A 21,438-nucleotide genomic window follows, 5' to 3' on the forward strand; every position below is an offset into this window, starting at 1 on the left:
ATGAAGACCGTGGCAATGGTGCTGTTTCCTGATTTTCTGCTGCTCGACATGGCCGGGCCGCTGGAGGTCTTTTCGGTCGCCAATCGCTACCTGAAACCGCACGCCCACTATCACCTGACCACCCTGGGCACCGAGCGTGGGCCGTTGCGTGCGTCCAATGGTGTCCTCGTGCACACCGATCGGCATATCGACGAAGCCGATGAGCGCTACGACTTGCTGCTGGTGCCGGGAGGCCCTGGCGCCTACAACGAAAAACACCCGCCGTTGCTCGACTGGCTGCAGGGCGCGGTGACGCGCGCCGGGCAATATGGCTCAATCTGTACAGGCGCCTTCGTGCTGGGTCACGCCGGATTGCTCGACGGCTATCGTGTGACCACTCACTGGAATTACACCGAACGCCTGATCAAGGGCTTTCCGAAGGCAAAAGTCGCCACCGACCAGATTTTTGTCGAGGATCGCAACCTGATCACCTCCGGAGGCGTCACGGCCGGCATCGATATGGCGTTGGCGGTGGTCGCCCGCGATCATGGCAAAAAGATTGCTCAGGACGTGGCCAAGGTGCTGTTGGTGGTGATGAAACGTCAGGGCGGGCAAGCGCAGTTCAGCCCGTTGATGGCGGCAGTGGCGCCCCAGGAAACCCCGATCACCCGGGTGCAGAATCATGTGCTGGAGCATCTGGAGGAAGCCTTCACTGTGGAGCGCATGGCGGGGCTTGCGAACATGAGTGCGCGGCACTTCGCCCGGGTGTTCGCTCGCGAGGTCAACATGACGCCCATGGAATTCCTGCAAAGTGCGCGCATCGATTGTGCGCGTAATCTGCTGGAAACCAGCGATCTGCCGCTGAAAACCGTGGCCTACAAAAGCGGGTTTGGCAGTGTGCGGCACATGCGTTTTCTGTTCGGCGAAAAGCTCGGGCTGACCCCGACGCAATATCGCGAACAGTTCAGCTAGAGCGGTTCTGTCCGTTACGGGCATTCGGATGTCCGTAACGGACCCCGCGTAGTGGTTGTACCGTCATCGAGGCCTGCGAAGATAACGGACATGAACAGCCTCAACGAATTGAACTCGGCGTCGGTCCTGCGTTTCGGACCGTACGCGTTCCATTTGCGCCAGCGACTGATCCTCGAAGGGGATCGGCAATTGCGCATGGGCGGTCGTGCGCTGGACATTCTGCAAGTGCTGGTCGAGCGCGCCGGACGGGTGGTCAGTAAAGAGCAACTGATTTCGCTGGTGTGGCCGACGTCGGTGGTCGAGGAGATCAACCTGCGGGTGCACATTGCCGCGTTGCGCCGGGCCCTCGGTGATGGTGAAAACGGTCAGCGCTACATCGTCAATGTGCCGCAATGCGGATACAGTTTCGTGGCGCCGGTGCAGGGCGACAGCGTCGCCCAAGTGGTGTTCGAAAGCCTGCAAGCACCCCAACACAACTTGCCCGCACGGCTGACGCCGGTCACCGGACGCGATTCGCTGGTCGGCGGTCTGGTGCGGCAACTGCCGTTGTTCCGGCTCCTGACGGTGACGGGACCTGCCGGTGTCGGCAAGAGCACCGTGGCACTGCGTGCAGCGGAACTGCTGCTGCAGCATTTTCGTGACGGCGTGTGGCAGGTGGATCTGTCGCTGATCGACGAAGACATTCCGCTCCTCGATCACCTGCTGAAAACCCTCGACATCGATTTCCCCACACTGGCCGTGCGCCACGCCTTGCTGGTGCTGGACAACTGCGAGCACCAGCACGAAGCCTGCCGGAACCTGCTGCAAACACTCCTCGACGCGGCGCCCCGTCTATCGATCCTGGCCACCAGCCGCGAACCGTTGCGTCTCGCTCTGGAAGTCCTCCAGCCGCTGCCGCCCCTTACCCTTCCCAAATCTTCTGCCCTCAACAGTGTCGATGAAGTCATGGGTTTTTCAGCGGTGCAGCTGTTTGTCAGTCGTGCCCGTACACGTCAACACGGCTTCAGTCTGCGTGAGCAGGATCTGGAAACGGTGCGCGATATCTGTCGGCGGCTCGACGGTCTGCCATTGGCGATCGAACTGGCGGCGGCGCAGATCGATGCGCTGGCGCTGGTCGGCCTTCAGACCCAGCTGGACCAAGGCCTGCAAGTCCTGAGTCACGGTCGCCGCACCGCCGTGCCACGCCACCAGTCGATGAAGGCTGCGCTGGACTGGAGCTATCAGCGCTTGAGCGAGCAGGAACAACGCGTGCTGCAACGCTTGTCGGTGTTCAAGATGGCATTCACCCTGGATGCCGCCATCGGCGTGATCAGTTGCGCGCAATTACCACCCTCGACACTGGTGGAAGTGGTCGAACAGCTGGCGGCCAAGTCGTTGCTGACCACAGATCGATCCAGCGGGACGCTGCGCTATCGAATGCTCAACACCACGCGCCGGTATGCCCGCGAACAACTGGAGCGGGGAGGCGAACTGAATGATGTCGAGCGTCGGCACGCGCGCTACCTGGGTCGCTCGCGACCAGCCTCAAGCGGCCGACTGACCGCGCAACTCGTCGAGCAGTAAACGCACCTTGCGCAAGTCCGGGGTGGCATAGCCTTCGGTGAAGCGCTGGTAGATCGGGGTCAGCAATTCGAGTGCCTCACGAAAGCGCGACTGGCGCTGCCACAACTGCGCCAGCGACGTTGCGCTGCGCAGCTCCCAAGCCAGGGCGCCTTGTGTCCGCGCAATCTCAAGCGATTGCTGCAAGGCACTTTGCGCCGTGTGATGACAGGGCGATTCAGCCGCCAGCAACCGCTCGGCCCGGGCTCGCAAGATCTCTGCCGTGCTCCATCCGGCCGCGCCACTTTGCGCCCGCTCCAGCAAAGCATCATCAACGAAACCCGGATCCAGCGTGACCATGATTTCCCTGACCAGACCGCTATCGGCTGGGGGGATGGCGAGAGCCTTGTCGGCGTCGATCACCTGCGCATAGTGTCGCGCCCACGTATAGAACAGCAGCACCGAATGCTTCTGCGCCTGTTCGAGCAGCAGTTGCAGCAGCGCGCGGGCGTTCTGTACGTCGCCGTTGTAATGGGCGATCAGGCACGAGGCCAGTGCCAGGGTGTAGCAGATCGACGTGCCGTGGTTGATCTGCACCGCGATGTCCAGCGCCTGCCGCGCCGTGCGCCAGGCCTGCTCGGGAAAACCTTGCAACCACAGCACCCGGGCGAGGACGGTCAGCGAGGCGACGCTCTGATCGTATTGCACGCCGAAACCGTGAGTGAAGCGGTTTAGATGGCCGCTGTGGGCCATGCGCTGAATGACCTGCTCGGCATGGATTCGTGCCTGATGCTGATCGCCGGCGTAATGCAGCGCGAGCACCCGCAAGCGGTGGGTGCTCAGGGACAACTGCGCATCGCCGTGCACTCCGAGGCTTTCGAATTGCTCGCTCTGCTCGAGCGCCATCTGGTAATGCCCGCAACTGAGATTGACCGCCATGTGTCCCGACACGGCGCGCAATTGCCCGGCCTTGTCGTCGTACTGTTGCGCCAACAGGCGGGCACTGGCAAAGGCTTCGATGGTTTCCGGTGTACCACCCCAGGTGTGGTAGCAGGCGCTGCCGAGGGCCAGTTTCAAGGCGATTTCCAGGCGTGGGCAGGGCTCGTCGGATGACGCCAGCAACGCGAGTGCCCGGCGCACATGAACGCCGTACTCCTTGAGCAGGGACAGCTCCTGCCACAACGGCGCCGAGGTTGCCGTCAGGCGCACGCCGAGCGCGCGCGAGCCTTGGTCATTCAGCGTCCACTCAAGCGCCGTCCGCAGGTCCTCGAGGCCACGGGCGTAACGCTCGATCCAGACCTCGGTCGCCGTGTTCTCCCAATCGGCCTGGGCCTGATGCATCAGCGCCAGGCTGCGTTCGGCATGGCGTTCGCGGGTCTCGCCGAGTTCGGCGGCCTGGTCGAGTTTTTCCAGCGCATAGCGGCGGGTGGTGTCGAGCAGGCGATAGAACACCTCTTCATCACCGACCTCGACGTTGAGCAGCGACTTGGCGACCAGTTGCGTGATCGAGGCGAACACTTCGTTCGACTCGATGTGCTGACCGACGATAACCGCCGCCGCAGACTCCAGCGTGAACGCGCCACGGAACACGCCCAGTCGGCGCAGGCTGGTCTGTTCGCAGGCGTTGAGCAGGTTGAAGCTCCAGTCCAGCGTAGCGCGCAGGGTTTCATGTCGACCGAGGCGAGTCTGATTGCCCGCCGGCAAGCGCCCCTGAAGCTGACTCAGCAAACCGTCCAGCCCAAGGCCTGCCACCTGCGCGGCCGCCAGTTCCAGTGCCAGCGGGATGCCGTCCAGCCGTCGACAGATGTCGATGATCAAGGGCAGATCAGCGTTGCCCGGCTCAAAGTGTTCGTGCGCCGCCATCGCCCGTTCGACGAACAGTTGCAGCGCGGAAAATCCCATCGCCTGATCGCGGTCGAGCACTGCAATCGGTGGCGGACAATCAAGAGATTCCAGCCGCTGCACATACTCGCCCTCGGCGCGCAGGCTTTCGCGGCTGGTGGCCAGAATATGCACCTGCGGCGCACCCCGCAGAATGCTTTCGCTGAGCAACGCCACGGCGTCGATCAAGTGCTCGCAGTTATCGATCACCAGTAGCATCTGCCGCTCGCGCAGGCTGTTGATCAGGCAGGCCATCGGTTCACTGTCATGCAGCGAAAGATCCAGCAGGGCGGCGAGATGCGAGCAGATCGAACCCGGATCGTTGAGCGGTGCCAGATCCAGCAGACGAATCCCGTCGCGATAACGGCCGATCAGTTGCTCGGCGACGCGCAGGGCCACGGTGGTCTTGCCGATGCCGCCGGGGCCGACCAGGGTGATGCAGCGTTGACGTGGCAATTGTGTCATCAGGCTGTCGACCACCGGCTGGCGACCGATCATCCGCGTGCGACGCAATGGCAGGTTATGCCGGCCGAGGCTGGCGGCGGCGGGGCGTTGTTCGATGGATTGCAGCACGACCGGCGCGACGAAACTGTAACCGCGCTGCGCCACCGTGACGATGTAGCGCTGCCCGGCCTGACCGTCGCCGAGGGCCTTGCGCAGGGCGGCCATGTGGACTCGCAGGTTGATGTCTTCCACCACGCTGTCCGGCCAGACCCCGGCGATCAGCTGCTGCTTGCTCACGATCTCGCCGGCGTGGGCCAGCAGGATCAGCAGAATGTCCATGGCGCGGCGGCCCAGGCGCAAAGGCTGGTCGCCTTCAAGCACCAGCCGCTGGCCGGGGTGGATCCGATAGGGGCCGAAACCGATGGCCTGATTCGGGGAAAGACTCAACCGCTCACTCCTTCGACGTTTTTTATGATCCTGGTCCGCCTCGGTGAAGAATCCGTGACGGGCAGGGCGCAGAGCGACTCGAGGGTCACGCAAGCCGTCTGATCCGCAGTATCCAGGCATATTCCTCAGGATTTGTCGCCAGTGCAACGTGCGCGCAATACACGCGCCCCGGCATCGGTCGGCATCCAGTGCCGTCACCACTGTATTTAAAGGACGGAACCTGTGCCGGCTCACCCGACAGCCGGGAAAAATTAACAACGATTAACTCGTCCGCGCCCGCTTCAGAGCCAAAACTGCGGGGCAATGGAATGCATACGTCCGGAGGACGCTGCGATGAGCAAGGTAGTGGTGGTCTATCACAGTGGCTACGGGCACACCCGCGTCATTGCGCAGGCAGTGGCCCAAGGTGTGGAGCGCCATTTGGGCAGCACCTGCCTGTTGCTGGCGGTGGAAGACGTGGAAGCCCATTGGGATGATCTGCACCGCGCCGACGCCATCATCTTCGGCGCGCCGACCTACATGGGCAGCGCTTCGGCGGCGTTCAAGCAATTCATGGAGGCCACAGCCTCGTTCTATCTCGCCCGGCCGTGGCGCGACAAACTGGCGGCGGGCTTCACCAATTCCGGCAGCCTGTGTGGCGACAAGCTCAATACCCTGCTGCAAATGGCGGTGTTCGCCGCCCAGCATTCGATGATCTGGGTCGGGCTCGATCTGCTGCCGGCGCGCGCGTGCGAAGGTGTTTTCGACGGCCAGTTGAATCGCCTCGGCAGCTCCCTCGGCGCCATGTCCCAATCCTGCGTCGAGCAACCGCCCGAACAGGCACCTCCTGTGGAAGACCAACAAACCGCCGCGCACCTGGGCGAGCGGGTGGCGCGACTGGCTCAGCGCATGGCTCGGAAGTGAAACCGCCTCAGCGGTTTTTCATGACCTGACACCGCCAGGCAAACGGATTGATCCCTTCGCTGCGGGTGAATATGTGGCAGAAGTGCGCCTGATCGCAGAAGCCGCATTCGAGGCTGATCTGCGTGAGGCTGTGGTTGGTGTGCTGGATCAATAGCTTGGCTCGGGCAATGCGTTGGGTGCGGATCCAGTCTTGCGGCGAGTACCCGGTGCTGCACTTGAACGCCCGGGAAAAATGGCTGCGTGAGAGTGAGCAGGCGCTGGCCAGTTCGGTGACTTCAAGGCTGTCGCCGAGGCGTTCGAGGATCAGCTGTTTCACCAGCCGCTCACGCTGTGGGCTGAGGCCGCCGGTGCTGGTTTTGCGGGGTTCGCTGGCAGGGGCGCGGGCGACGGTTTGCTGTAAGTGAGCCATGGCCAAGGTCCGTGTCGGTGGGGAACGCACGGTCAGCGCTTTCCCTCAGGTCAATAAAACAACGCTGCGCAGAGGGATTCATTGTTTGGCGAGGGGCGAGGGCTGACGAGTTAAACGTTGTTAATTCCACTGTCAGCTTCAACTCAGCACACCGCTGCAAGTCCCCATGACGGGAAGCGGGCAGGATGGCGACGATGGGGGCGGGCCACATAAGGACCGCAGAATCGGGCTCGTTCGAGGGGATGCATATGAAAGGTTTGTTCAATGGCGTAATCGGCGTGGCGTTGGTCGGTGTGATGTCGACCGCCATGGCGCAGGCACCGCAGGTCGGCACACAGGCGCCAGGTTATTTCCGACTGGCGCTGGGCGATTACGAAGTGACAGCGTTGTTCGACGGCTACAACGACTTGTCGCCGAAGCTGCTGCAGGGCATGAGCCAGAGCCAGATTCGCGCATTGCTGGCCCGTCGCTCGATTGAAACGCCGGGCGTGCAGACTGCGTTCAATGCGTTCCTGGTCAACACCGGCAAACAACTGATTCTGGTGGATACCGGCGCGGGTCAGTGCATCGGTGCCACCGCCGGCCAGCTCTCGGCGAACATGCAGGCGGCGGGTTACAAGCCGGAACAAGTCGATACGATCCTGCTGACCCATCTGCACCTGGATCACGTCTGTGGACTGGTCGACGGCCAGCAGCAACCGATCTTCGCCAATGCCACGGTTTACGCCGCCAAGGCAGAAGCCGATTACTGGCTCGACCCGCAAGCCCTCGCCAAGGCACCAGCCGGCGCGCGGGAGTTCTTCAAGATCGCTCAGGACTCCACCGCGCCATACGTCGCCGCCGGGCGCTTCAAGACATTCGAGGCGGGCCAGTCGCCATTGCCGGGCGTGGTCGATGCCACGCTGGAAGCCGGGCACACGCCGGGCAGTACCACCTACCGTTTTGCTTCGCAGAATCAGAGCATCGTGTTCATGGGGGATCTGGTGCACAACCTCGCGGTGCAGTTCGATCATCCTGAGGTGGCGATCAGCTTCGACGTCAACAGCCAGCAAGCGATCAAAAGCCGTAACGCGGTGTTCAGTGCAGCGGCGGCCAGCAAGACCTGGGTCACGGCTGCGCACTTGCCGTTCCCGGGCATCGGCCACATCACGGCGGTCGACAAGCACTTCCAGTGGGTGCCGGTCGAATACGGTCCCTACAAACGCGCGGCCAAAGTGCCGCTCATCGAGTAAAGTGCCCACCTTTCACGTCAGGCTCAAACAAGGAAACGTGCCCCATGAACCGAAACGATCTGCGCCGCGTCGACATGAACCTGCTGGTGATTTTCGAAGCACTGATGTTCGAAAAGAACCTGACCCGCGTCGCCGAAAAACTGTTCATGGGCCAGCCGGCAGTGAGCGCGGCGCTGGGCCGTTTGCGCGATCTGTTCGACGATCCGCTGTTGCTGCGCAACGGTCGCGGCATGGAACCGACCGCGCGGGCGCTGGCGATTCTTCGGGAACTGCAACCGGCGATGGACGTGATTTCCGGCGCGGTCAGCCGGGCCAAGGAATTCGATCCGGCCACCAGTTGCGACGTGTTCCGCATCGGCCTGTCGGATGACGCCGAGTTCGGTCTGTTCCCGCCATTGCTGCGTCAGTTGCAGGAAGAGGCGCCGGGGATCGTGGTTGTGGTGCGCCGCGCCAACTACCTGCTGATGCCGACGCTTTTGGCCTCCGGGGAAATTTCCGTCGGCGTGAGCTACACCACCGATCTGCCGGCCAACGCCAAGCGCAAGAAACTGCGCGACATTCCCTGCAAGGTCTTGCGCGGTGATAACCGTCCGGGTCCGCTGACCCTCGACGAATACTGCGAGCGGCCCCATGCGATGGTGTCGTTCTCGGGTGACTTGAGCGGCAACATCGACGTGGACCTGGCCAAGGTCGGCCGCAGTCGCCGGGTGGTGCTCGGTGTACCTCAGTTCAGCGGCCTGCGCGCGCTGCTGGCGGGCACCGAGATGATCGCGACCGTGCCGGATTATGCCGCATGTGCGTTGGTCGAAGGCTGTGCGTTACGGGCCGAAGACCCACCGTTTCCGATTGATGCGGCGCAACTGTCGATGGCCTGGAGTGGTGTGCATGACAACGATCCGGCGGAGAAGTGGCTGCGGTCGCGGATCAGTCAGTTCATGTCGGTGACGCTGGATATTCCGGCAGTGTAAGCGCGCCGTTTGTCCGGAATATCGCTCCACCTGTAAGTTCTGACAGTAGCGCTGGCCCGTGTGTGGGTGTGTGATTGATCCAATGCCTTTCGAGGGCCATGTCACACGCGCACCGGGACAGAACGATGATCGCCAACAGCCCCAACGCAAATGCCGCCGCTCCACCGCCTCCGACCATTCAGGGAAACCCGAGCACATTCCTGCTGGACCCGCAGAATGTGCGCAACACACTGACGGTCGAGATAACGGACCCATCGCTGCAATCCGGCGACAGCGTGAGTGTGACGTTTACCGGCGACCCGGCCACCGGAAGCAATGGCTCGCATACCACCTCTGCGGTCAGCGCCGGCACCGTTCGGCCAATGCTGATTCGACTGCCGTTCACACTGACAACCTTCAATCTGGGCCAGACGGTAACCGTGACTTACACGATCATCCGCGGCAGCGCTGCCCCGGTGACTTCCGATCCGCTGGTGCTGTATGTCTTGACGCTGGCGCAACGCGATTTGCCCAGGGCTTCGATCACCGAGGCTGATCAGATGGGCGAGGGTCGTTTTTTGAACCTTGATGGCTTGAGTCTTTTCACTCTGCGGATCAACGCATGGACGCTAAGTACTCGGGGTCAATTTCTCTGGCTGCGGCTACTTGGCGTCAATGCCGACAACAGCGTTTTTGACCGGTCATATTGGGGGCCGCCGGGCAATGTGATCGCGGATGAATTCAACCGTTTTGGCTACTACGAAACGTTTCACTCCACCACGGATCTGCGGAGTCTCAAGCACGGCAGTGTACTGAGCCTGATATTGATGGTCGGGTTGCAAGGCAGTCAGGAGCTCGCACTTGCCCAACCCTTTGCCCACCGAAACTACATCGTCCTGACGGACCCCACGAGCGCGCCAAGGATCGAGCGGATCGTTGATCCGGACGGTCGGGATGTCGGCGATCAAGGTGAAACGCTGTCCACCAGTGTCACCTTGTCCGGCGTAGCCACAGAGCCAGTGATTGTTTTTGATGGGGAAACACGGCTTGGTACGGCCCCGGTGATTACGGGGGCGTGGGAATACTCGGTCAGAGGATTGACCACGGGCCCTCACGTCTTCACAGGTCGGTACGCCGCTGGAGGGGTATCCAGATCCTGGACGATCAACGTTCTGGAAAACCGCGAGGTGCGGATCAAGGAATCAACCGGCAACACCGATTTGAATCCGGCTGCAGCGACTACGGCGCTGACATATGTCCTTGATTATCCGAGCCAGCCTGACGATCAGGTCAGCGTAGGCTGGACCGCGGCGCCGGGCACGCCAGCGGCGGGTTCGTATACCTCGCTGCCGGTCGCTGTGGGTGCCACGCCCAGAGAACTATCGGCGCCTGTCTCTCTGGTGGCCTTCAGCATCGGTAAACCCGTTGAAGTCACCGCCTCCTACGTACGCGGCGGTGCACCGGCGGTGCAATTGCAACCCTTGGCGCTATCTGTGCTGCCGATCCCGAGTAACTTGCTCATATCCCCCGTGATCGACGAGGCCAAAGGCACTCTTGAACTGGACAAGAAGGACATCGTGGCCGGAGCGAATCTGACGTTCGGCAACTGGATACACATAGCGAGAGGCCAACGACTGGAACTCACCCTGATGGGCTTTTCGGCCAATGGCGCCGTGAACAATCGAAGTATCTGGACCCCCGATCGCAATGCGGTTCATCAGGCCTGGGTCTTGAATCCAGGCTACACGTTCAGACTCCCGCTCGACTATCTGCTGTCGCTCGAGGTCGGGACATTGTTGAGCATCGTGTTCTCAGTGAGAACAGACCAAGTCGCGAGCTCGACGGCCGTCACGGTTTTCGAACCGCGTCGGTACACCATCGTGGATACGCGGTGACCGGAGGAGGGAGTAAGTTCTTCGGCATTGGACGGTTGGGACGCGGAGCGTCCCGGGCTGCATTCCCACGCGGAACGTGAGAACAATCGATCAAGAGCAAAGAGAGCACACCCATCCAATTTCCCCCCGATCAATCATTGCACTATTGCCTGCAATGATTGATCAAGGGTGGGCCCATGAACGCTGCACAACGCGATGACCAGGCGCAAAACCTCGGCCTGCTGTTCCTGCGGGTGACCGGCGGGCTGTTCCTGCTGTTCGTCCACGGCTTGCCCAAGCTGCTGGACTTCACCGCGCAGCTGCAACAGATCGAAGACCCGTTCCACCTCGGTGCCCACCTCACTTTGATTCTGGCGATCTTCGCTGAAGTCCTCTGTCCGCTGCTGATCGTCGCCGGGGTGCTGGCGCGTCTGGCGTGCTTGCCTATTCTCTTTGTGCTGCTGGTGGCGCTGCTGCTCGTGCATCCGCAATGGAGTGTGGCCGAAGGGCAGTTCGGCTGGTTGCTGTTGATCCTCTTCACCACTGTTCTGATCGCCGGGCCCGGACGGCTGGCGCTCAATGTTCGTTTGCCCGGAGTGCTCCGTTATGCCTGATGCCCAGACCCTGAAAAAACCGGGACCCGAAGAAACCGTGACGCTGATCGTCAAGCACCGGGTCAAGGCCGGTTTTGAGCAGCCTTACGAAGCCTGGCTGCGCAATATCGTCAGCGTGGCGGGGCGCGAAGAAGGGCATCTGGGTGTGGACGTGATGCGCAGCCAGCAGGGCGGTCTCGCGTTGTTCACCTGCGTGCTGCGTTATTGCTCGACCGAGGCGATGCAGCGCTGGCTCGATTCGCCGCAGCGTCAGAAGCTGATCGATGAAGCCGCGCCGATGCTCGCCGACGGCGACCAGACCGAGGTCAATGCGGCCAATGAATTCTGGTTCACACCAACGGCCGAGGCCGGTTCGCCGCCACCGCGCTGGAAGCAGGCCGTGGTCACGCTGCTGGTGATCCTGCCGCACACCTTGCTGGTGCCGCTGATCTGGGGGCCGCTGCTGCAACTCAATGCCTTTCTCTCCAACTACGTGGTCGCCACGTTCCTGATCACCCTGACCATCGTGGTGTCGGTGGTCTACGTGTTCATGCCGCCCGTGACCCGTCTGTTCGCGCCGTGGCTGGAAGCCGGTCAGTCACACAAAAAAACCGAATCCAATGCCAATCCGCCGCGCTGAAGCGGCGGGTCCGGGCTCCGTTTCACTTATCTCGAAGGAACTGCGATGAACGCCGATCTGATTCTGTTCAATGGCCAATTTCATACGGTAGACCGCGAAAAACCTCTCGCCAGCGCCGTGGCGATCAAGGACGGCCGCTTTGTCGTCGTCGGCAACGATACGCAAGCGATGGCCCTGCGCGGCGCCGGTACGCAAGTGGTCGACCTCAAGGGCCGCTGCGTGATTCCCGGCCTCAATGACTCGCACTTGCACCTGATCCGTGGTGGCTTGAACTACAACCTCGAACTGCGCTGGGAAGGCGTGCCGTCGCTGGCCGATGCGCTGCGCATGCTCAAGGATCAGGCTGACCGCACACCGACCCCGCAATGGGTGCGCGTGGTGGGTGGCTGGAACGAATTCCAGTTCGCCGAAAAACGCATGCCGACCCTCGAAGAAATCAACCAGGCGGCGCCGGACACCCCGGTGTTCATCCTGCACCTGTATGACCGCGCGCTGCTCAACCGCGCCGCCTTGCGCGTCGCCGGCTACACCCGCGACACGCCGAACCCGCCGGGCGGCGAGATCGTGCGCGATGCCAACGGCAACCCGACCGGCATGCTGGTGGCGCGGCCGAACGCGATGATTCTGTACTCGACGCTGGCCAAGGGGCCGAAGCTGCCGCTGGAATATCAGGTCAACTCGACCCGTCAGTTCATGCGCGAACTCAATCGCCTCGGCTTGACCAGCGCCATCGATGCCGGCGGCGGTTTCCAGAACTACCCGGACGATTATCAGGTGATCGAGCAACTGGCCAAAGACGACCAGTTGACCGTGCGCATCGCCTACAACCTGTTCACCCAGAAGCCGAAAGAAGAACTGACCGATTTCCAGAACTGGACCGGCAGCGTCAAGTTGCATCAGGGCGACGACTTCCTGCGCCACAACGGCGCCGGCGAGATGCTGGTGTTCTCGGCGGCGGACTTCGAAGACTTCCTCGAACCGCGCCCGGACCTGCCGCAAACCATGGAACAGGAACTGGAGCCGGTGGTGCGCCACCTGGTCGAGCAGCGCTGGCCATTCCGTTTGCACGCCACCTACAACGAATCGATCAGTCGCATGCTCGACGTGTTTGAGAAGGTCAACCGTGACATTCCGTTCAACGGTTTGCCATGGTTCTTCGACCACGCCGAAACCATCACCCCGCAGAACATCGAGCGCGTGAAAGCGTTGGGCGGCGGTATCGCGATTCAGGATCGCATGGCGTTCCAGGGCGAATATTTCGTCGACCGCTACGGCAAGCAGGCCGCCGAAGCCACGCCACCGATCAAGCGCATGCTCGCCGAAGGCGTGCCGGTCGGCGCGGGCACCGATGCCACCCGGGTATCGAGCTACAACCCGTGGACTTCGCTGTACTGGATGGTCAGCGGTCGCACCGTCGGCGGTCTGGCGCTGTACGAAGAAGGTTTGCCGCGCACCACCGCGCTGGAACTGTTCACCCACGGCAGCGCCTGGTTCTCGTCCGAGCAGGGCAAGAAGGGCCAGATCAAGGTCGGGCAACTGGCGGACCTCGCAGCGCTGAGCGCGGACTTCTTCCATGTCGAGGAAGAAGCGATCAAGTGGATCGAGTCGGTGCTGACCGTGGTCGGCGGCAAGATCGTTTATTCCGCAGGTGACTTCGAAGACCTCGGCCCACGTGCATTGCCGGTGCTGCCGGACTGGTCGCCAGTGGTGAAAGTCCCGGGCCACTGGCGCCCGAATTCGCCCTTGCAGGCTCAGGTTCACCAGTGCAGCGGTCCGTGCGCGGTGCATACCCACAGCCATGAAAAAGCGCGGATGTCGAATGCGCCGGTCAGCGATTTCGCCGGTTTCTGGGGCGCGTTCGGTTGCTCCTGCTTCGCTTTCTGATCCCGTAAACGGCGCCGGCCTTCGTGGCCGGCGCTTGCCGCATCACCCATCCCCGAGGAGTTTCACATGAGCAACGTTCCTTACAAACGCTTGAACAAAGACGACGCCGTGGTCCTGCTGGTCGACCACCAGACCGGTCTGATCTCGCTGGTGCAGGATTTCTCGCCGAACGAGTTCAAGAACAACGTGCTGGCGCTGGGTGACATCGCCAAGTTCTTCAACCTGCCGACTATCCTCACCACCAGCTTCGACAGCGGTCCGAACGGCCCGATCGTGCCTGAGCTGAAAGAGCAGTTCCCGGACGCACCGTTCATTGCCCGCCCTGGCCAGATCAACGCCTGGGACAACGAAGACTTCGTCAAGGCCATCAAGGCCACCGGCCGCAAGCAACTGATCATCGCCGGTGTGGTGACTGACGTGTGCGTGGCGTTCCCGACTCTGTCGGCCATCGCTGAAGGGTTTGAAGTGTTCGTGGTGACCGACGCTTCCGGCACCTTCAACACCACCGTGCAACAGGCTGCTTGGGCGCGCATGTCGGCGGCTGGCGCGCATCTGTTGAACTGGTTCGCCGTGGCTTGCGAGCTGCAAGGCGACTGGCGCAACGACATGGAAGGTTTGGCGAATCTGCTGTCCCAGCGTCTGCCTAACTATCGCAACCTGATCAACAGCTATACCAAGTTCACTGCCAAGTAATTGGCTGAAGAAAAATGCCCGCTGAAAAGCGGGCATTTTTTCGTCTGTCGCAAAGGGCTCAGCGCTTTTGCAACCACCCCAAAAACCCACCCTTGCGAACCGGCACAGGCTTGGCCATCAACGCCAGCCGACTGTTCTGCTGCCTTACCGCCTGCAATTTATTCAACGCCCGACCCACTTCACTGCGCTGTTCCATGCATTGGCGAGTCAGGTTCTTGTCGAGGCGATAAATGATCGAAGACGTCAGTGCGGTAAATGTCGCCTGGGAAGGCGTATCCGCCAGAATGCTTTGTTCGCCCATGACCTCACTCGGCCCCATCCGTCCGGCCTCGGTGAATCCGTTGCCGTCCGGCACGCTGGCGCTGACCACGCCGGTGGCGATCACGAACAGGCTGTCCGGAACTTCCTCCAGATCGAGCACCACCTGCCCGGCGCTGTACTGCTGCGCGACCATCGATTCGGCGAGGCGATCGCGTTCCTCATGGCTCAGCGAGCGGAAGATTTTCACTTCATCGAGCAACGCGCGAGCTCGGGTCGAAGGTTCGATCACGCCGTCCGGATGCCGCGAAATGCCGGCGGCTTCGAGGTGGCGGTGGGCGAGGTCGAACAGTTGATTGCGCACGTCGCTTTTCTTGCCCAGTTCGGCGATGAAACCGCTGGCCACGTATTCCGACATTTCTTCGCCAGCCTCCTTCAGCACCGCTTTCGGCGCAGGCGTCAGCAACAGACTGCTGCTGCCTTGCAGCGTACGGTCGAGGGCGTCGAGTACCCGGCGCGGGCGGATGTGGTTCGGCACCTTGATGCTGATCGACACGCCGTGCAGGTTGTTCGGGCGGCTGAGGTTGACGATCTTGGCCTTGGCCGCCACCGAGTTCGGCACCACGGCCAGGGTGCCGGTGCTGGTCAGCAGGTGCGTGGCGCGCCAGTTGATGTCGAGCACCTTGCCTTCGACGCCGTCGATGACCACCAGATCATCCACCTGGTACGGCTTGGTGGTGTTGAGCACGATGCCGGAAAACACGTCGGCCAGGGTGCTTTGCAGCGCGAGACCGATGACGATCGCCACCACCCCGGAAGTCGCGAGCAGGCCTTTGACCGGCAGATCCAGCACGTAACCGGCGGCCGCGACGATGGCCGCCAGAAACACCAGCGCCCCGATCACGTCCTGCAACAGCCGGCCGCTGTGACCGATGCGGCGCATCAGGATCAGGCCGATGACTTCGGTCAGTACCCGCGCGGCGTACAGCCACCAGAGAATCCCCAGCGCCGTCGCCCCGAGTTGCGCCACCGGGTCATCGGCGAACAACGGCGCCTGCAACGGGCTGACACCGGCGTTGATGGCCAGTGCGTTGAAGGCCAGAAACAGCACCAGTCGCACAGCGACCCGTTGCGCGCGATGCTTGAACGGCGCGAGGTGCCAGAGCAGGGTATCGAGCACCAGCAGCAGGGCACTCCAGGACAGCAGGTGGGCAGAAAAAAGGCTCATGAGGTGAACTCCGGCGGGCACAAAAGAAAACGCCACACCCGAAGGTGTGGCGAGGGGTTGCACTCAGTTCAGGTGGGTCTTGAGTTCCGCTGCGGCCTGGCGCACGGCAGCTTTCACTTCCGGGATTCCGTTCAGCGGGTTGAGCAGGCCGAAGTCGTGAATCATCCCGTTGTAGCGCACCGAGGTCACCGGTACACCGGCCGCGTCGAGGTGGCGGGCGTAGCCTTCGCCTTCGTCACGCAGCACGTCGAACTCGGCGGTCTGCACCAGCGCGGCGGGCAGGCCCTTGAGCTGTTCAGCGCTGGCGTTGAGCGGCGAGGCATGGATCTGCGCACGCTCGGCCGGGTTGGTGGTGTAGTTGTCCCAGAACCACTGCATCATGCCTTTGGTCAGGAAGTGGCCCTCGGCGAACTGCTGGTACGAGCCATTATCGAACCCGGCGTTGGTCACCGGCCACATCAGCAACTGGAAGCGCAGGGCCGGGGTTTTCTGTTCCTTGGCCATCAACGCCACGACCGCCGCCATGTTGCCGCCGACGCTGTTGCCGGCCACCGCCAGACGCTTGCCGTCGACACCGATTTGCTTGCCGTGCTCGGCCACCCATTTCGTCGCGGCGTAAGCCTGATTGATCGCGGTCGGGTACTGCGCTTCCGGCGACGGCGTGTAATCGACGTACACCGCAACTGCGCCAGAACCCACCACCAGATCACGAATCAGCCGTTGGTGTGTCGGGAAGTCACCCAGCACCCAGCCGCCACCGTGGAAGAACATGAACACCGGCAGCTCGCCCTTGACCTTGGCCGGACGGACCACTTTCAGGTTGATGGTCTGGCCGTCGACCTTGATCGCCTTGTCGCTGACTTCAACGCCGGACAGGTCAACCTTCACCGAAGCCTGGGCGCCGGCCAGCACCGCACGGGCGTCTTTCGGGCTCAGTTGCTCCAGCGGTTTGCCACCGCCGGCGGCGAGGGCGTCGAGGAAGGCCTGAGTGTTGTGTTCGACGCCGGTGCTTTCGGCGGCGAAGGCGTTGCCGATCGACAGGGCGAGGAGGGAAGCGGCGAGGGTTTGCTTGATGTTCATGTGTAATTCCTTTTTAAGTCGTTTGAGTTTTTGTATGCCTTGGGATCGGGCTGCTGTGGCGCTGGGCTTCAGGCCTCAGCAACACCGTGAGCACAGATTAATGAGGTGCCGGAAAGTGAAAAAGCGGCTATAAAGCGTTTAACTGTCAACCAGAGAGTGACAATGAACCCGTTCGAAGACATGCGTATTTTTTGCCAGGTGATGGACTCCGGCAGCTTCACGGCGGCGGCCGATCAATTGGGCCTGTCCAAGCAGTTCGTCAGCCGTCGGTTGATGCAACTGGAAGAGCGCCTCGGCGTGCGATTGCTCAACCGCTCGACCCGGCGCCTGGACGTGACCCCACTGGGCCAGAGCTATTACGAATCGGCGCTGCGTTTGCTCGGCGAAGTGGAATCGGTGGAGCAGGGCATCGCCGGGCAAACCGCCGAGCCGCGCGGGGCGATTCGCGTGAGTGCGCCGCTGTCGTTTGCGCTGGCGCATCTGGGCTGTCTGCTGCCGCCGTTTCTGCAGCGCTATCGCGAGGTCACGGTGGAAGTGGACCTGAGTGATCGGCCGGTGGATCTGCTGGGCGAGGGTTACGACCTGGCGCTGCGCATTGGTGTGCTGGAAGACTCGACCCTGATCGCCCGACGCATCGCGTCAATCGAGCGGGTGTACTGCGCCAGCCCAGGGTATCTGGCCGAGCGCGGCACGCCGCTCAAACCGGAAGACCTGCTTGGCCACGACTGCCTGCCTTATGGCCACGGGCGTTCGGTGCAGTGGCGGTTCAACGCGGGGCAGGGCAAGCCGCTGCTGGTGAATGTCACCGGGCGGATGCGCGTCAACAACGGTGAGTTGCTGCGGGATGCGGCGGTGGCGGGGATGGGGATCACCTATCTGCCGACGTTCATTGTCGGCGCGGCGCTGAAGGATGGACGGCTGGTGCCGGTGCTGGATGACTTTCGACCGGAACCGCTGACGCTGTCGGCGGTGTACCCGCAGCATCGTCAGGCATCGAGGCCGGTGCAGGCGTTGATCGAGTTTTTGCGGGAGCGGCTGGATCAAAACCACGTCGCTCTCTAGGTTTTGCGGCAACCTTGTGGGCACTGATGAGCCGTGTGGGAGTCGTGCTTGCCCGCGATAGCGGTGGGTCAGTTAGTGATGCTTTAACCGACCAGGCCTCATCGCTGGCAAGCCAGCTCCCACAGGGATTGCGGTGCTTTCAGTTCGGGTCAGTTGGCGCGCTTGTCATCGCCAGGCTCGCCGCCAACGTGTACGCCACGGTCATCACCGATCTCGCCAGCGCGATGTACGCCACGGTCATCACCGATTTCACCAGCGCGATGTACGCCATGGTCATCGCCGATTTCACCAGCGCGATGCACGCCATGGTCATCACCGACTTCACCGGCCCGATGCACACCATGGTCGTCGCCGGGTTCTGAATGCGTGCCGCTACGGCCCGATGACGCCGTGTTGCCGGAATGGCCCGAACCGTGGTCACTGCCGCTGTGGCCACTGTTGCCACCGCCGCCACTGCCACTGTTGCCACCGCCGCCACTGCCACTGTTGCCACCACTGCCGCTGCCGCCGTGACCTCCGCCATTACCGCCGCCACCGCCACCTCCATTGCCACCTCCGCCTCCGCTTCCGCCGCCTCCATTGCCGCCACCACCGCCTCCGCTGCCGCCTCCATTGCCACCGCCTCCGTGTCCACCGCCGCCTCCGCCACTACCTCCACCACCACTTCCCCCATCCTTGGCCTGAACACTCGACACCCCGGACAGGCTGTCCGGAATCAGTACGGTAGACGCCGAGAGGACTGCGCCGATGGCCATTGCGAGCACGAGCTTTTGAATGTGCATATCGTTCTCCGTCTTTGTTGTCTTGATTGGGAACGTGGATGTGCCTTGTTTGCGTGTGATCCGACCCGTTCCCGAGGTCAGTGGATACTCGAAGCCAGTTCGAAGATCGGGATGTACATCAGGATCACGATCACCCCGATCAACAGGCCGATGAAGGTCATGAGCAGCGGCTCGAACAGCCGCACGAACCACTCGATCCAGCGGCTGATTTCCTCGTCGTAGAAATCGGCGCTGCGTTCCATCATTTGCCCCAGGTTGCCGGACTGCTCGCCAGCGCGCAGCAGGCGCAGGGACACGGGCGTCACCAGACGGTTGAGCTCAAGGGCGGTGGACAACGACTGCCCCTCGCGCACTCGCTCGCAGGCCTGATCCAGGCGTGCTCGCGAGGCCACGGTGAGCAGGCCGCGCACCATGCCCATGGCCGTCACCAGCGGAATCCCGCCTTGCAGCAGAATCCCCAGCGACCGGTAAAACCGCGCCAGCTCATACATGAAAATTCGCTGGTGCACGGCGGGCAGTTTCTCCACCAGCCGATCCAGCCCACGACGAAACGCCGGTTGTTTCTGCAGCACGGCGAGGGCGATGACGATCGTCGCCAACAGGCCGAAAAACTCACCCTGATGGGCATGCAAAAACATGCCGCTGCTCATCAGGATCTGCGACAGCCACGGCAGGTTCGAGCCCAGTCCTTCGAAGACCAGGCTGAAGCGCGGCACCACGTAGCCCATCAAGAACAGCACCACGCCACCGCCAACCACCAACAACAGCAGCGGGTAAATCGAGGCGCTGACGATCTTCTGCCGCACCTCGTCCATGCGCTGGCGATAGCTGACGTAACGGCCCAGCGCATCGCCGACCGCGCCGGTCTTCTCGCTGGACTGTACCAGCGCAACGTACAAAGGCGGGAACACCGCCGACAACTGGCCCAACGCCTGGGAGAACGATTTGCCCTCGTACAGCAGCCGCACCAGTTCGCTCAAGGTTTTGCGGGCGGCGGGGGCGGTTTCTTTTTCGGCCAGGCTTTCCAGCGCATCGATCAGTGGCAAGCCGGCGTTGAGCAGGGTGGTCAACTCCTGGCTGAACAGCACCAGGTTGAAGGTTTCACGCTTGCTCAGGCGCAACGAACGCCAGTGGCGCTCGGCGTGCAGGCTGACCACGCGCAAGCCCTGATCCTCGGCGATACGCCGCGCCTCGCTCTGACCCGGCGCCTCGACGCTCAGCGACACCACCCCGGCCTTGCCCACTGCTTTGAGTTGAAATCGCATGCCGTGTGCTCCGCTTATTGCCAGTTGGTGACTTCGGCGTTTTCGCCATCGCCGCCGGGCTGGCCGTCCTTGCCCATCGAGAGCAGGTCGTACTCGCTGTTTTCGCCGGGATAGCGGTAGGTGTAATTACGCCCCCACGGATCCTGCGGCAGTTTTTTCTGCAAGTACGGGCCGGTCCATTTCGCTTCGTCGCTCGGTGCGGTCACCAGCGCCTGCAAGCCCTGTTCGGTGGACGGGTAGTGGCCGACCTCCAGCCGATACAGATCCAGCGCCTTGCTCAGGCCTTCGATCTGCGCCTTGGCGACCTTCACTTCGGAACGCCCCAGCTGGGCGAAATATTTGGGCGCGACGATCCCGGCCAACAGGCCGAGCACCACCAGCACCACGAGCAATTCGAGCAGGGTGAAACCGCGTTGGGCACGCGGACGAAAATGCAGCTTCATGATGACCTCCCGTGAGTGGCAGCCGTGTCGCCACAAGGGCTTATGCAATTGCCATGCTCAGCCCCCGATACATTCGGCTGTTGGGCTGAAGCCCTTGTATTACGGGCTTTTCAAGAGTCGGCACAGTGCTTGCGTAGGGCTGGATGACGACGGGTCAGTGGGGCATTTCCCCCAATTTTTCGGGGCCTGTCAGGGGAGGCCCAATGATCCATTCATTCACTGCAGGACTGCTCGGCTGCGTGTTGTCGGTCGGTGTCGCGCAAGCCGATGTCTTCGTTTCCATGGACGCCAAGGGCAGCTACGTGCTGTCGAACGTCCACCGTCCCGGACGCACTTACGAGCGGGTGATCCGCGACGCCGATGCGCCACTGGTCAGCCTTGACCGGCAACCGCAATTGATCGCCAACCAGCCCTACGCGGAGCTGGTGTCAGCGGCGGCCAGCGCCAATCACCTGCCCGAAGCCTTGCTGCACGCGGTGATCAAGTCCGAATCCAACTACAACCCCGGCGCCACCTCGCCCAAGGGCGCCGGCGGACTGATGCAATTGATGCCCGACACCGCCCGCGAGCTGGGGGTGAAAGATGTCTACGACCCCAAGGCCAACATCCAGGGCGGGGCCAAATACCTCAAGCGCCTGATGACCCTGTTCGACAACGACATCGCCCTGGCCGTAGCGGCCTACAACGCCGGGCCTGACGCGGTGCTCAGCCGGGGCCGGGTGATTCCGCCGTTCGCCGAAACCCAGCGTTACGTCCCGAGCGTTTTGCGTCAGTACCGGCGCTTGCAGGGGCTGGCGGTGGATGCACCGTTGTAAAGGATGTCCCCGGTTTCCCCACTATCGGGGCAAACCGATGGCCCCGAAAAAAGTGGGGAAACGGGTGG

General features: G+C 62.4%; 19 protein-coding genes. 12 read left to right on the forward strand and 7 right to left on the reverse strand.

All coding sequences use genetic code 11. The features are described 5' to 3' along the window. Both KJY40_RS11645 and KJY40_RS11650 read left to right on the forward strand, forming a co-directional pair. Window positions 1-951, forward strand: coding sequence for a GlxA family transcriptional regulator (locus tag KJY40_RS11645; RefSeq protein ID WP_230736930.1), 951 nt, complete (start codon window positions 1-3; stop codon window positions 949-951). Window positions 952-1,041: 90 nt separating this feature from the next. Then, on the forward strand, window positions 1,042-2,514 hold the full coding sequence (locus tag KJY40_RS11650) for an ATP-binding protein (RefSeq protein WP_230736932.1): 1,473 nt from the start codon (window positions 1,042-1,044) through the stop codon (window positions 2,512-2,514). Here KJY40_RS11650 and KJY40_RS11655 read toward each other — a convergent pair. Beyond that, complete coding sequence (locus KJY40_RS11655; protein WP_230736934.1) at window positions 2,476-5,262, reverse strand: ATP-binding protein; 2,787 nt, start codon at window positions 5,260-5,262, stop codon at window positions 2,476-2,478. The two genes, KJY40_RS11650 and KJY40_RS11655, sit on opposite strands and share 39 nt — an antisense overlap. Window positions 5,263-5,595: 333 nt before the next feature. Between KJY40_RS11655 and KJY40_RS11660 the strand changes: the two genes are divergently transcribed. Continuing rightward, window positions 5,596-6,165 carry a flavodoxin family protein gene (locus KJY40_RS11660; protein ID WP_230736936.1) on the forward strand — a complete coding sequence of 190 codons (570 nt, stop codon included), beginning with the start codon at window positions 5,596-5,598 and terminating at the stop codon, window positions 6,163-6,165. Window positions 6,166-6,172: 7 nt separating this feature from the next. On the opposite strand, the gene KJY40_RS11665 is transcribed toward KJY40_RS11660, so the two are convergent. Beyond that, window positions 6,173-6,574 (reverse strand): helix-turn-helix domain-containing protein, encoded by a 402-nt coding sequence (locus KJY40_RS11665; RefSeq protein WP_007956080.1) that lies wholly within the window; start codon window positions 6,572-6,574, stop codon window positions 6,173-6,175. Between the two features lie 248 nt (window positions 6,575-6,822). On the opposite strand from KJY40_RS11665, the gene KJY40_RS11670 reads away from it, so the two are divergent. From KJY40_RS11670 to ycaC, 7 genes are all read left to right on the forward strand, one after another. Then, window positions 6,823-7,806, forward strand: coding sequence for an MBL fold metallo-hydrolase (locus KJY40_RS11670; RefSeq protein WP_230736938.1), 984 nt, complete (start codon window positions 6,823-6,825; stop codon window positions 7,804-7,806). A gap of 44 nt (window positions 7,807-7,850) precedes the next feature. Next, entirely contained in the window at window positions 7,851-8,774 is a 924-nt protein-coding gene (locus KJY40_RS11675) for a LysR family transcriptional regulator (RefSeq protein ID WP_230736940.1), read from the forward strand. Between the two features lie 125 nt (window positions 8,775-8,899). Next, window positions 8,900-10,648 carry a hypothetical protein gene (locus KJY40_RS11680; RefSeq protein ID WP_230736941.1) on the forward strand — a complete coding sequence of 583 codons (1,749 nt, stop codon included), beginning with the start codon at window positions 8,900-8,902 and terminating at the stop codon, window positions 10,646-10,648. Between the two features lie 176 nt (window positions 10,649-10,824). Then, window positions 10,825-11,241, forward strand: a complete 417-nt coding sequence (locus tag KJY40_RS11685) for a DoxX family protein (RefSeq protein WP_230736943.1) — start codon at window positions 10,825-10,827, stop codon at window positions 11,239-11,241. Further along, window positions 11,234-11,860 (forward strand): antibiotic biosynthesis monooxygenase, encoded by a 627-nt coding sequence (locus tag KJY40_RS11690; protein WP_230736945.1) that lies wholly within the window; start codon window positions 11,234-11,236, stop codon window positions 11,858-11,860. Before KJY40_RS11685 ends, KJY40_RS11690 begins: the two co-directional genes overlap by 8 nt. A 45-nt stretch (window positions 11,861-11,905) precedes the next feature. Beyond that, the gene (locus KJY40_RS11695; RefSeq protein WP_085747770.1) at window positions 11,906-13,744 is read left to right on the forward strand and encodes an amidohydrolase; all 1,839 of its coding nucleotides are present in this window, start codon (window positions 11,906-11,908) and stop codon (window positions 13,742-13,744) included. Between the two features lie 66 nt (window positions 13,745-13,810). Then, a complete protein-coding gene (gene ycaC, locus KJY40_RS11700; protein ID WP_011333417.1) occupies window positions 13,811-14,437 on the forward strand; it encodes an isochorismate family cysteine hydrolase YcaC in 627 nt (208 codons plus the stop codon). Window positions 14,438-14,495: 58 nt separating this feature from the next. Here ycaC and KJY40_RS11705 read toward each other — a convergent pair whose 3' ends face one another. Both KJY40_RS11705 and KJY40_RS11710 read right to left on the reverse strand, forming a co-directional pair. After that, window positions 14,496-15,923, reverse strand: a complete 1,428-nt coding sequence (locus KJY40_RS11705) for a mechanosensitive ion channel family protein (protein ID WP_230736947.1) — start codon at window positions 15,921-15,923, stop codon at window positions 14,496-14,498. A 63-nt stretch (window positions 15,924-15,986) separates the two neighbouring features. Continuing rightward, window positions 15,987-17,003: an alpha/beta hydrolase gene (locus KJY40_RS11710; RefSeq protein WP_230736949.1), complete on the reverse strand. Its 1,017-nt coding sequence runs from the start codon at window positions 17,001-17,003 to the stop codon at window positions 15,987-15,989. A gap of 162 nt (window positions 17,004-17,165) precedes the next feature. Between KJY40_RS11710 and KJY40_RS11715 the strand changes: the two genes are divergently transcribed. Next, window positions 17,166-18,065, forward strand: a complete 900-nt coding sequence (locus tag KJY40_RS11715; RefSeq protein ID WP_230736952.1) for a LysR family transcriptional regulator — start codon at window positions 17,166-17,168, stop codon at window positions 18,063-18,065. A gap of 149 nt (window positions 18,066-18,214) precedes the next feature. Here KJY40_RS11715 and KJY40_RS11720 read toward each other — a convergent pair whose 3' ends face one another. The 3 genes from KJY40_RS11720 to gspG all read right to left on the reverse strand — a co-directional run bounded on the left by KJY40_RS11720 (window position 18,215) and on the right by gspG (window position 20,555). Beyond that, window positions 18,215-18,847: a hypothetical protein gene (locus KJY40_RS11720; RefSeq protein ID WP_230736953.1), complete on the reverse strand. Its 633-nt coding sequence runs from the start codon at window positions 18,845-18,847 to the stop codon at window positions 18,215-18,217. Window positions 18,848-18,924: 77 nt separating this feature from the next. Continuing rightward, entirely contained in the window at window positions 18,925-20,112 is a 1,188-nt protein-coding gene (locus tag KJY40_RS11725) for a type II secretion system F family protein (RefSeq protein WP_007956102.1), read from the reverse strand. 14 nt (window positions 20,113-20,126) lie between these two features. Continuing rightward, window positions 20,127-20,555 (reverse strand): type II secretion system major pseudopilin GspG, encoded by a 429-nt coding sequence (gene gspG / locus KJY40_RS11730; RefSeq protein ID WP_102688630.1) that lies wholly within the window; start codon window positions 20,553-20,555, stop codon window positions 20,127-20,129. Between the two features lie 203 nt (window positions 20,556-20,758). Between gspG and KJY40_RS11735 the strand changes: the two genes are divergently transcribed. Further along, on the forward strand, window positions 20,759-21,370 hold the full coding sequence (locus KJY40_RS11735) for a lytic transglycosylase domain-containing protein (RefSeq protein WP_230736955.1): 612 nt from the start codon (window positions 20,759-20,761) through the stop codon (window positions 21,368-21,370). Window positions 21,371-21,438: the final 68 nt, after the last annotated feature.

It is taken from the genome of Pseudomonas fitomaticsae, from assembly GCF_021018765.1.
GTDB classification, from domain to species: domain Bacteria; phylum Pseudomonadota; class Gammaproteobacteria; order Pseudomonadales; family Pseudomonadaceae; genus Aquipseudomonas; species Aquipseudomonas fitomaticsae.

Coding starts and splice junctions, on each gene's coding strand:
- KJY40_RS11665 (WP_007956080.1), bottom strand. CDS start 6,574: ATGGCTCACTTACAGCAAACCGTCGCCCGCGCCCCTGCCAGCGAACCC.
- KJY40_RS11705 (WP_230736947.1), bottom strand. CDS start 15,923: ATGAGCCTTTTTTCTGCCCACCTGCTGTCCTGGAGTGCCCTGCTGCTG.
- KJY40_RS11675 (WP_230736940.1), top strand. CDS start 7,851: ATGAACCGAAACGATCTGCGCCGCGTCGACATGAACCTGCTGGTGATT.
- KJY40_RS11670 (WP_230736938.1), top strand. CDS start 6,823: ATGAAAGGTTTGTTCAATGGCGTAATCGGCGTGGCGTTGGTCGGTGTG.
- KJY40_RS11685 (WP_230736943.1), top strand. CDS start 10,825: ATGAACGCTGCACAACGCGATGACCAGGCGCAAAACCTCGGCCTGCTG.
- KJY40_RS11690 (WP_230736945.1), top strand. CDS start 11,234: ATGCCTGATGCCCAGACCCTGAAAAAACCGGGACCCGAAGAAACCGTG.
- KJY40_RS11735 (WP_230736955.1), top strand. CDS start 20,759: ATGATCCATTCATTCACTGCAGGACTGCTCGGCTGCGTGTTGTCGGTC.
- KJY40_RS11715 (WP_230736952.1), top strand. CDS start 17,166: ATGAACCCGTTCGAAGACATGCGTATTTTTTGCCAGGTGATGGACTCC.
- KJY40_RS11725 (WP_007956102.1), bottom strand. CDS start 20,112: ATGCGATTTCAACTCAAAGCAGTGGGCAAGGCCGGGGTGGTGTCGCTG.
- KJY40_RS11720 (WP_230736953.1), bottom strand. CDS start 18,847: ATGCACATTCAAAAGCTCGTGCTCGCAATGGCCATCGGCGCAGTCCTC.
- KJY40_RS11680 (WP_230736941.1), top strand. CDS start 8,900: ATGATCGCCAACAGCCCCAACGCAAATGCCGCCGCTCCACCGCCTCCG.
- KJY40_RS11645 (WP_230736930.1), top strand. CDS start 1: ATGAAGACCGTGGCAATGGTGCTGTTTCCTGATTTTCTGCTGCTCGAC.
- gspG (WP_102688630.1), bottom strand. CDS start 20,555: ATGAAGCTGCATTTTCGTCCGCGTGCCCAACGCGGTTTCACCCTGCTC.
- KJY40_RS11695 (WP_085747770.1), top strand. CDS start 11,906: ATGAACGCCGATCTGATTCTGTTCAATGGCCAATTTCATACGGTAGAC.
- ycaC (WP_011333417.1), top strand. CDS start 13,811: ATGAGCAACGTTCCTTACAAACGCTTGAACAAAGACGACGCCGTGGTC.
- KJY40_RS11660 (WP_230736936.1), top strand. CDS start 5,596: ATGAGCAAGGTAGTGGTGGTCTATCACAGTGGCTACGGGCACACCCGC.
- KJY40_RS11650 (WP_230736932.1), top strand. CDS start 1,042: ATGAACAGCCTCAACGAATTGAACTCGGCGTCGGTCCTGCGTTTCGGA.
- KJY40_RS11710 (WP_230736949.1), bottom strand. CDS start 17,003: ATGAACATCAAGCAAACCCTCGCCGCTTCCCTCCTCGCCCTGTCGATC.